General features: G+C 76.7%; 1 protein-coding gene. It reads right to left on the bottom strand.

Going from position 1 to position 11,314, the window contains the following annotated elements; genetic code table 11:
• Nucleotides 1-17: 17 nt before the first annotated feature.
• On the bottom strand, nucleotides 18-11,273 hold the full coding sequence (locus HDA31_RS19375) for a type I polyketide synthase (RefSeq protein ID WP_178064096.1): 11,256 nt from the start codon (nucleotides 11,271-11,273) through the stop codon (nucleotides 18-20).
• Nucleotides 11,274-11,314: the final 41 nt, after the last annotated feature.

Below are 11,314 nucleotides of genomic sequence, written 5' to 3' on the forward strand. Positions count from 1 at the left end.
GTGGTCGTTGCGGCTGGTCACGACGTCTCCAGCTCGCGGTCGATCAGGTCGAAGATGTTCTCGGCGGTGGCCGACTCCAGGTCGTCGTCGCCCGCGTCGGACTGCCGCTCGGCCAGCCGGTCCAGCAGGCCGTGCAGCCGGTCGGTGATGCGGCGGAACTCGTCGTCGGCCGGGTCGAGGCCGGCGAGGGCCGCCTCGAGGCGGTCGAGGTCCAGGCCGGCCCCCGTCGCCGGGCCGCCCGCCGCATCGGCTGAACCGCCCGCCGACCCGCCCGCCGGGGCGAGCTGGTCGGCGAGGTACGCGGCGAGCGCGGCCGGCGTCGGGTTGTCGAAGACGAGGGTGGCGGGCAGCCGCAGCCCGGTGGCCGCCCCGAGCCGGTTGCGCAGCTCGACGGCGGTCAGCGAGTCGAAGCCGAGCTCGCGGAAGGCGCGGGTCGGCTCGATGCCGGCCGGGTCGCCGTGGCCGAGGACGACGGCGACGTTCGACAGCACCAGGTCACGCAGGGCGCGTACCCGCTTGTCGGCGGTGAGGCCGGCGAGCCGCGCCGCGTACGCCTGCCCGTCGGCGGCCTCACCGGCGGCGGCCCGGCGGCCGGCGGCGCGGACCAGCCCGGTCAGCAGCGGGTGGACGGGCGCGCCCGGCGCGGCGACCCCGGTGCTGATCTTCGCGGGCATCAGCACGGCCCGCTCGGACCGCCAGGCCGCGTCGAACAGGGCGAGGGCCTCGTCGTTGGACAGGGCGGCCATGCCGCCCCGGTCGAGGCGGCGGATGTCGGCGGCGTCGAGGTGCCCGGTCATGCCGCTGGCCTGCGCCCACCGGCCCCAGGTGAGGGAGACCGCCGGCAGGCCGAGGGCCCGCCGGTGCTCGGCGAGGGCGTCGAGGAACGCGTTGCCGGCGGCGTAGTTGCCCTGCCCCGGGCCGCCGAACACCCCGGCGGCGGCGGAGAACAGCACGAACGCGGTCAGCTCGTGGCCGACCGTGGCGCGGTGCAGGTTCCAGGCGGCGTCGACCTTCGGCCGCAGCACGGCGGCGAGCCGGTCGGGGGTCATCGACTCCAGCACCCCGTCGTCGAGGACGCCGGCCGCGTGCACGACGGCCCGCAGCGGGTGCCGGGCGTCCACCAGGGACAGCACGTCGCCGACGGCGTCCGGGTCGGCCAGGTCGGCGGCGACGATCGACACGTCCGCGCCGAGCGCCTTGAGGTCGGCCAGCAGCGCGTCGGCGCCCTCGGCGTCGGGGCCGCGCCGGCTGACCAGCAGGAGCTGCCGGGCGTCGTGGACGGTGACCAGGTGCCGGCAGAGCAGCGCGCCGAGGGTGCCGGTCGCGCCGGAGACGAGGACGGTGCCGTCGAGGCGGGGCGCCTGCGGGATGCTCAGGGCGAGCTTGCCGACGTGCCGGGCCTGGCTGAGGAAGCGGAACGCCTCTGGGGCGCGCCGGACGTCCCAGTCGCGGCGGGGCAGCGGGCGCAGCGCGCCGGCGGCGAACAGCGCCACCAGCTCGGCGAGCATCTCGCCGATCTTGTCCTGGCCGGCCTCGATGAGGTCGAAGACCTGGTAGCTGACGCCGGGGTGGTCGGCGGCGACGCGCTGCGGGTCCCGCTTGTCGGTCTTGCCCATCTCGACGAACCGCCCGCCGGGGGCGAGCAGCCGCAGCGACGCGTCGACGAACTCGCCGCTGAGCGCGTTGAGCACCACGTCGACGCCGCGCCCGCCGGTGCGGTCGCGGAACGCGTCGACGAAGTCGAGGCTGCGGGAGGAGGCGACGTGCGCGTCGTCGAAGCCGGTGGCGCACAGCGCCGGCCACTTGCCGGGGCTGGCCGTGCCGTAGACCTCCGCGCCGAGGTGGCGGGCGATCTGCACGGCGGCCATGCCGACGCCGCCGGCCGCCGCGTGCACCAGCACCGACTCGCCGGCGTCGAGGCGGGCCAGCTCGACCAGGCCGTACCAGGCGGTGAGGAAGACCACCGGCACGGCGGCGGCCTCCGCGTAGGACCAGCCGGCGGGGATGCGGGTGACGAGGCGGTGGTCGGTGACGGCGACGCTGGCGAACGAGCCGGAGAACAGGCCCATCACCCGGTCGCCGGGGGCCACGCCGGTGACGCCGGGGCCGACGTCGAGCACCACGCCCGCGCCCTCGTTGCCGAGCACCTCCTGGTCGGGGACCATGCCGAGGGTCAGCACGACGTCCCGGAAGTTGAGGCCGGAGGCGCGCATCGCGACGCGTACCTGCCCGGCCGGCAGCGCCTCGCCGACCTCGGGGCAGGGCAGCACGGCCAGGTTCTCCAGGGTGCCCTTCTCGGTGACGTCGAGCCGCCACGGCACGTCGTCGCCGGGCAGGGCCAGCGTGCCGGCGTCGCGGGCCCGCACCAGCCGGGGCACGAGCAGCGCGCCGTCGCGCACGGCGACCTGCGGCTCGCCGCAGGCGACGGCCGCCGGCACGGCCGCGAGGCAGCCGGCGTCGTCGTCGGCGTCCAGCAGCGTGAACCGGCCGGGGTGCTCGGCCTGTGCCGACCGGACCAGCCCCCACAGGGCGGCGCGCGCCAGGTCGCGGGGGGCCTCGCCGGGGGCCGCGCCCACCGCCCCGGCGGTGCGCAGCACCAGGCGGGACCGCTCCAGGCCGGGCTGGGCCAGCCAGCCCTGCACGAGCGCGAGGGCGTCCCGGGCCGCGTCGTGCGCGGCGTCGCCGGCCCGCGCCGGGTTCGCGCCGACCCACTGCGCGACCACCACATCGGGTACGTCTCCGCCGCGCTCCACCTCGGCGGCGAGGGCGGCCAGGTCGGCGTGGGCGGTCACGGGGTGCCCGGCGGCGGCCAGCGCGGCGGCGAGGCCGGCCGGGTCGTCGCCGAGCAGCACCCAGCGGGTGCCGCCCGCCACGTCGGGGCGGTCCGACGGCGTCTGCTCCAGCGGCGTCCGGTCCGGCGAAGTCCCGCCCAGCGGCGTCCAGTCGAGGTGGAACAGGCAGTTGCGGCGCAGGGCGGCGGCCTCGTCGGCCCGGCCGGCGGCGACCGGGCGGAACGTCAGCGACTCGACGGTGGCGACGGGCTGCCCGGCGGCATCGGCGAGCGTGACGGCGAGGGTGTCGGGGCCGAGGGGGCGCAGCCGCACCCGCAGCCGGGTCGCCCCGTGGGCGTGCAGGCCGACGGCGCGGAACGCGAACGGCATCCAGCCGGTGCCGGCGGCGTCGCCGTCGGAGTTGCCGTCGCGGTTGCCGTCGCCGAGCAGCCCCGTGAGGCCGCTGGCCTGGAGCGCCGCGTCGAACAGGGCGGGGTGCAGGCCGAAGCGGGGCGCGTCGGCGGCCACCGCCTCGGGCAGGGCCACCTCGGCGTACGCCTCGTCGACGCCGCGCCACACCCGGAGCAGGCCCCGGAAGGCCGGGCCGTAGCCGAGGCCGCCGCCGGCCATTTCCGCGTACCAGGCGTCGAGGTCCGCGTCGACCTCGACGGCATCGGCGGGCGGCCACTCCCCCGGCACGACCAGCGGGGCGGGGAGCTGCGGCAGCAGCAGGCCCTCGGCGTGCCGGGTCCACTCGCCGTCGCCGTCGCCCTCGGGGCGGGAGTGCACGGTGACGGTCCGCTCCCCGCTGTCGCTGGGCGCGCCGACGCGTACCTGCACCTGCACGGCCCCGGCCGGCGGCACGACGAGCGGGCTGATCAGGGTGAGGTCGCCGAGCTGGCCGGCGTCGACCTCGTCGCCGGCCCGGACGACCATGTCGACGATCCCGGTCCCGGGGACGATCACCGCCCCGCCGACGGCGTGGTCCGCGAGCCACGGGTGGGTACGCACCGACAGCCGGCCGGTGAGCACGACCGTCTGGTCGTCGGCGACGGGGATCGCGGCGCTGAGCAGGGGGTGCCCGGCGTCCTGGAGGCCGGCGGCACCGACGTCCCGGACCTGGTGCGCGGGCGGCTCCAGCCAGTACCGGCCCCGGTCGAACGCGTACGTGGGCAGGTCGACAGTGTCGGCCTCGGCGAGGACCTTCGTCAGGTCGACGGGCAGGCCGATCGCGTGCGCGGCGGCCAGGTTGGACAGCAGCCGCGTCGGGTCGTCGTCACCCCGCCGCAGGCTACCGATCGTGTGGCCGGTGACCCCGGCGTCGTCGAGGATCGCCGTCACCGGCATCGTCAACACCGGATGCGGGCTGATCTCCACGAACGTCGTGTGCCCGGCCACCACGGCCACCCGCACGGCCGCGTCGAACTGCACCGTCTGCCGCAGGTTGTCATACCAGTAGTCCGCCGTCATGCTCCCCGGGTCCACCCAGTCACCCGTCAACGTCGACACCAGCCGAACCCGACCCGGCTGCGGGCTCACGTCGGCCAGGTCCGCGCGGAGGCGTTCGGCGACGTCCTGCACCGACGGGGAGTGCGAGGCGTAGTCCACCGGAATCAACCGCGCCCGGATCCCCTCGGCCTGGCACGCCTGCACCAGGTCCGCGACCGGCTGCGGCGGACCCGACACCACCACCGTCGCCGGACCGTTCACGGCGGCGACGCCCACGCCCGGGAACTGCGCGAGGCGTGCGGTCACCGCGACGGCGGACAGGTCAACCGACGCCATCGCACCAGTCCCCCGCAACACGGCCAGGGCCCGCGACCGCAGAGCGACGGTCTTCGCCGCGTCGTCGAGGGACAGGATCCCCGCGACGCAGGCGGCACCGATCTCGCCCTGCGAGTGGCCGACCACCGCCTGCGGGGACACGCCCGCGTGTTCCCACACCGCCGCGAGGGCGACGCCGACGGCCCACAGGACCGGCTGCACCACCTCGACCCGCTCCAACCACGACTCGTCATCCCCGGTCAACACGGAGACAAGGTCGACGTCCAGGAACGGAGCCAGGGCCCGCTGACACTCCGCCAACCGCGCGTCGAACACCGGAGTACGACCCACCAGACCGGCCGCCATGCGCGCCGACTGCGCACCCTGCCCCGGGAACACGAACACCGGACCCACACCGTGACCAGACGCCACACCGGACACCACATTGCCCGCCGGCAGACCGGACGCCAGAGCATCCAGCCCCGACAGCAACTCCTCCACACCCGAGCCGACCACCGACGCCCGCTGATCGAACGTGGCGCGCGTGGTGGCGAGGGACCAACCGACCACCGCCGGCTCCACGCCACCGTGCCCCCGCACGTGAGCGGCCAGCCGTTCGGCCTGACCAGCCAGGGCCGCCTTCGACCGCGCCGACACCGGCCACACCGTCACGTCGGCGTCGACCAGACCCGGCGAACGGACCCCGGCCGGCACGTCGGCGGGCTCGTCGCCCTGCTCGACGATGACGTGGGCGTTGGTGCCGGACATGCCGAACGACGACACGGCCGCTCGGCGGGGCCGGCCCGCCCCGGGCCACGGCAGGGCCTCGGTGACCAGCTCGACGGCTCCGGCGGTCCAGTCGATGTGCCCCGAGGGGGCGTCCACGTGCAGGGTGGCGGGCACGGTCCCGTGCCGCATCGCGAGGACCATCTTGATGATGCCGGCGACGCCGGCCGCGGCCTGGGTGTGCCCGATGTTGGACTTCACCGAGCCGAGCAGCAGCGGCGCGGCGTCGCCCCGGTCCTGCCCGTACGTGGCCAGGAGCGCCTGCGCCTCGATCGGATCACCCAGCGTCGTGCCCGTGCCGTGCGCCTCCACCACGTCCACATCCGCAGCCGACAACCCCGCCGACGCAAGAGCCTGCCGGATCACCCGCTGCTGCGACGGACCATTCGGCGCAGTCAACCCGTTCGACGCCCCATCCTGATTCACCGCAGAACCCCGCACCACCGCAAGCACCCGATGCCCGTTACGCCGCGCGTCCGACAACCGCTCCACCAGGAGCACCCCGACACCCTCACCCCAACCGGTGCCATCCGCCGCCTCGGCGAACGCCTTGCACCTGCCGTCGGGGGCGAGGGCCCGTTGGCGGGAGAACTCGGCGAAGGTGGCGGGGGTGGTCATCACGGTGACGCCACCGGCCAGCGCGAGATCGCACTCGCCGCGTCGCAGCGCCTGCACCGCCAGGTGCAGTGCGACGAGGGACGACGAACACGCCGTGTCCACCGACACCGCCGGCCCCTCCAACCCCAACGCGTACGCCACCCGACCCGACACCACGCTCGCCGCGTTGCCGGTGCCGGCGAAGCCCTCCGCCGCATCGGCTGACATCATCAACAGGGCCCCATAGTCCTGGCCGTTGGTGCCGACGAACACCCCTGTTCGCGAACCCCGCAACCCCGCCGGATCAACCCCTGCCCGCTCCACCGCCTCCCACGACGCCTCCAGCAACAACCGCTGCTGCGGATCCATCGCAAGGGCCTCACGGGGCGAAATGCCGAAGAAAGCCGCATCGAAGTCGGCGGCGTCGTGGAGGAAGCCGCCCTGGTCGGCGTAGCTGGTGCCGGGGGTGGTGGGGTCGGGGTCGAAGAGCCGGTCGAGGTCCCAGCCCCGGTTGGTGGGGAAGTCGCCGATGGCGTCGACGCCGTCGGCGACGAGCCGCCAGAGCTGGTCGGGGTCGGCGATGCCGCCGGGGTAGCGGCAGGCCATGCCGACGATGGCGATCGGGTCGTCGCCGTCCACGGCCGGGGCGGCGGCGGCCGGGGCGGGCTCGGTGGCGTCGCCGAGGAGGCCGCCGAGCAGAAAGCGGGCCAGCACGACCGGGCTGGGGTGGTCGAAGACGAGGGTGGTGGGCAGGGCCTGCCCGGTGGCGGCGACGAGCCGGTTGCGCAGCTCCACGGCGGTGAGCGAGTCGAAGCCGAGGTCCCGGAAGGCGGTGGTGGCACCGATGGCGGCGGGCCCGCCGTCGTGGCCGAGCACGTCGGCGGCGTGGTCGCGGATCAGGTCGGCGAGGGTCTCCTCGCGGCGGGCGGGGGTGAGCCCGGCGAGGCGGCGGCGCAGGGTCGCGGCGGGCCCGTCGTCGCCGTCGTCGGTGGGTGCGCCGCCGTCGAGGGCGGCCTTCGCCTCGGGTACGCCCTCCAGCAGGGGCCGCCGTCGGGCGGAGGCGTAGGCGGGGGCGAACCGGGTCCAGTCGACGTCGGCGACGGTGAGGGTGGCGTCGTCGTGGTCGAGGGCCTGCGCGAGCGCGCCCATGGCGACGGCGGGGTCCATGGCGGGCACGCCCCGGCGGCGGAGCTGCTGGTCGGAGTCGGCCCCGTGCATGCCGCCGTCGGCCCAGGGGCCCCAGGCGATGGCGGTGCCGGCGTGCCCGTCGGCGCGGCGCTGCTGCACGAGCGCGTCGAGGTGGGCGTTGCCGGCGGCGTACCCGGCCTGGCCGGCGCTGCCCCAGGTGGCGGCGATGGACGAGTAGACGACGAAGGCGTCGAGGTCCCGGTCGGCGAGCAGCTCGTGCAGGTGGGTCGCGCCGGCGGTCTTGCCGCCGGTGACCTCGGCCAGTTCGGCGGCGGTGACCTCGGCGAGGGGGGTGGTCTGGGCGACGCCGGCGGTGTGCACGACGGTGCGCACGGGCGGGCCGTCGGCTTCGACGCGGCGCAGCAGGTCGGCGAGGGCGGCCCGGTCGGCGATGTCGCAGGCGGCGACGGTGACCCGGGTGCCGAGGGCGGTGAGTTCGGCTTCGAGGTCGGCGGCGGCGGGGGCGGCGGGGCCGCGCCGGCTGACGAGGACGACGTGTTCGGCTCCGGCGGCGGCGAGCCAGCGGGCGGCGCGCGCGCCGAGGCCGCCGGTGCCGCCGGTGATCAGGGCGGTGCCGGTGGGCGTGTAGCGGCGGGCCGGGGGGCGGTCGCCGAGGGGGGCGCGGACGAGGCGGCGGGCGAAGACGCCGGGGCCGCGTACGGCGAGCTGGTCCTCGCCGGTCGTGCCGGTGAGGATCGCGGCGAGCCGGCCGGCGGCGCGGGCGTCGGGTCGGGTGGGCAGGTCGACGAGGCCGCCCCAGCGGTGCGGGGCCTCGACGCTGACGACCCGGCCGAAGCCCCAGGTGGCGGCCTGGGCGGGGTCGGCGAGCCGGTCGTACGCGGCGGCGGCGACGGCACCCCGGGTGACCAGCCACAGCGGGGCGTCCTGGCCGGCGTCGCCGAGGGCCTGGGTGAGGGCGAGGGTGGCGGCGAGGCCGGGCAGGGCGGCGGCGTCGGCCGACGGTGCCCAGGCAAGCAGGGAGACGACCCCGGCGAGCGGGGTGCCGCCGAGGTCGGCGGCGAGGGCGGCGCGGTCGGCGTCGGGGGCGACGGTCAGCGGCAGCGCGTCGGCCCCGGCTGCGGTGAGCGCGGCGCTCACCGCGCTGACGGCCGGGTCGTCGGCGAGGCCGGCGGGGAGCGCCAGGAGCCAGGTGCCGGCGAGCCGGCCGGGGGTGGGTTCGGCGGTGACCTGCCATTCGGCGCGGTACCGCCAGCCGTCGAGGACGGTGTGTTCCTGCCGCTGCCGCCGCCAGTCGGCGAGGGCGGGAAGCAGGGCGCGCAGGGAGTCGACGGTGGCGTCGTCGAGGTGGAGGGTGTCGCGCAGGGCGTCGAGGTCGGCGCGTTCGACGGCGTCCCAGAACCGGTGGTCGAGCGCGCCGGTGCCGGTGGCGGGGTCGGCGGGGGCCTCGGCGGGCACCCAGTAGTGCTGCCGCTCGAACGGGTAGGTGGGCAGGTCGACGAGGCGGCCGGGCCGGTCGGCGAGGACGTCGGCCCAGCGGACGGCGGTGCCGGCGACGTGCAGGTGGGCGAGCGCGGCGAGCAGGGCGCGGCGTTCGGGGCGGTCGCGGCGCAGGGCGGGCACGACGGCGGCGGGGGCGACGTCGGGGGCGGTGGCGACGGTGGCGAGGGTCTCCTCGGCGGTGGCGGCGAGGACGGCGTCGGGGCCGACCTCGACGAAGGTGCCGACGCCGTGGGCGCGCAGGGTGCGTACGCCGTCGGCGAAGCGGACGGCCTCGCGGACGTGCCGCACCCAGTAGTCCGGGGTACGGATCGCCGCCGGGTCGGCCAGCTCGCCGGTCACGTTGGACACGATGGGCAGGGAGGGCGCGCGCAGGTCGAGCCCGGCGACGACGGCGGCGAACCCAGCGAGCATCGGCTCCATCAGCGGGCTGTGGAACGCGTGGCTGACCTTCAGCCGCCGCGTCTTCACCCCACGCGCGGCCCACCCCCCGGCCACCTCGTCCACGGCGGACCCGGCCCCCGACACCACCACGGACGCGGGCCCGTTGACGGCGGCGATCCCGACCGGGCCGGTCACGCCGGCGAGGGACTCGGCCACGTCCGCCTCGGACGCGGCGACCGCCAGCATCGCCCCGCCGGGCGGCAGCGCCTGCATCAGCCGACCCCGCGCCGCCACCAGCGTCGCCGCGTCGGCGAGGGTGAACACCCCGGCGACGTGCGCGGCGACGACCTCGCCGATGGAGTGGCCCGCGACGAGGTCCGGGGCGATCCCGAACGAGCCGAGCAGCCGGTGCAGGGCCACCTCGACGGCGAACAGCCCGGCCTGGGTGAACACCGTCTGGTCGAGCAGCGCGGCCTCGGGCGTGCCGGCGTCGGCGAACAGCACCTCCCGCAGCGGCCGGGGCAGGTGCGCGTCGAGCGCGGCGCACACCTCGTCGAGGGCCTGCGCGAACACCGGGAACGCGGCGGCCAGCTCCCGGCCCATGCCGGCGCGCTGTGCGCCCTGCCCGGAGTAGAGGAACGCGACGGCGCCCCGTTCGGCGGCGGAGCCGGTGACGAGGCCGGGGGCGGGCCGGTCGTCGGCGAGGGCGGTCAGGGCGGCGAGCAGCCCGTCGGTGTCGTCGGCGAGGACGACGGCCCGGTGTTCCAGGGGGCTGCGGGAGGTCACCGAGGACCAGGCGACGTCGGCGGGGTGGGGGGCGGCGTCGGCGACGTACCGGGACCACTGCTCGGCCTGGCGGCGCAGCGCGGCGCGCGTGCGGCCGGTGAGCAGCACGGGCGCGGGCGGCTCGGGGCGGTCGGCGGCGGCGGTCGCGGCGTCGGCGGCCCCGGGCTGTTCGAGGATGAGGTGGGTGTTGGTGCCGCTCATCCCGAACGAGGAGACGGCGGCCCGGCGGGGCCGGTCCACGGTGGGCCACGGGGTCGGCTCGGTGACGAGGGTGACCTTGCCGGCGGCCCAGTCGACGTGCGGGGTGGGCGCGTCGACGTGCAGGGTGGCGGGCACGGTGCCGTGCCGCATCGCCAGGACCATCTTGATGATGCCGGCGATGCCGGCGGCGGCCTGGCTGTGGCCGAGGTTGGACTTGATCGAGCCGAGCAGCAGCGGCGCGGCGTCGCCCCGGTCCTGGCCATAGGTGGCGAGCAGGGCCTGGGCCTCGATGGGGTCGCCGAGGGTGGTGCCGGTGCCATGGGCCTCGACGACGTCGACGAGGTCGGGGGTGAGCTTCGCGCCGGCCAGGGCCTGCCGGATGACCCGCTGCTGGGCGGGGCCGTTGGGGGCGGTCAGCCCGTTGGACGCGCCGTCGGAGTTGACGGCGGAGCTGCGGATGATGCCGAGGACGGGGTGGCCGTTGCGGCGGGCGTCGCTGAGGCGTTCGAGCAGGAGCATGCCGACGCCCTCGGACCAGCCGGTGCCGTCGGCGGCGGCGGCGAACGACTTGCACCGCCCGTCGGCGGCGAGCCCGCGCTGGCGGGAGAACTCGACGAACGGGCCGGGGGTGGCGAGCACGGTCGCGCCGCCGGCGAGGGCGAGGCCGCACTCGCGCTGGCGCAGGGCCTGGCAGGCGAGGTGGACGGCGACCGACGACGAGGAGCAGGCGGTGTCGACGGTGACGGTGGGCCCCTCCAGGCCGAAGGTGTAGGCGAGCCGGCCGGAGACGACGCTGGCGGCGGAGCCGGTGAGGACGTAGCCCTCGACGCCGGGGGCGCGGTGCAGCACGGCGGCGTAGTCCTGGCCGGAGGTGCCGACGAACGCGCCGGTGCGGCTGCCGCGCAGGGACAGCGGGGCGATGCCGGCGCGTTCGAACAACTCCCAGGTGACCTCCAGCAGCAGCCGCTGCTGCGGATCCATGGCGAGGGCCTCGCGGGGGCTGATGCCGAACAGGGCGGCGTCGAAGCGCCCCGCGTCGTAGAGGAACCCCCCGGCGGCGGTGTACGAGGTGCCGGGGTTGTCGGGGTCGGGGTGGTGCAGCCGGTCGAGGTCCCAGCCCCGGTCGGTGGGGAACTCGCCGATGGCGTCGCCGCCGGCGGAGACGAAGTCCCACAGCGCCTCGGGTGAGGTGATGCCGCCGGGGTAGCGACAGCTCATCGCGACGATGGCGACCGGCTCGGACTCCTCGGCGGTGACCTCGCGCAGCCGCTGGCGGGTCTGGTGCAGCTCGGCGATGACCCGCGTCAGGTACTCGCGCAGCCTCTCTTCGTCCGCCATGGTTGATCTCGCTCCCTCGTGTGGCACCGGTACGTGTCGCG

The sequence above is a fragment of the Micromonospora carbonacea genome (assembly GCF_014205165.1).
Taxonomy (GTDB): Bacteria; Actinomycetota; Actinomycetes; order Mycobacteriales; family Micromonosporaceae; genus Micromonospora; species Micromonospora carbonacea.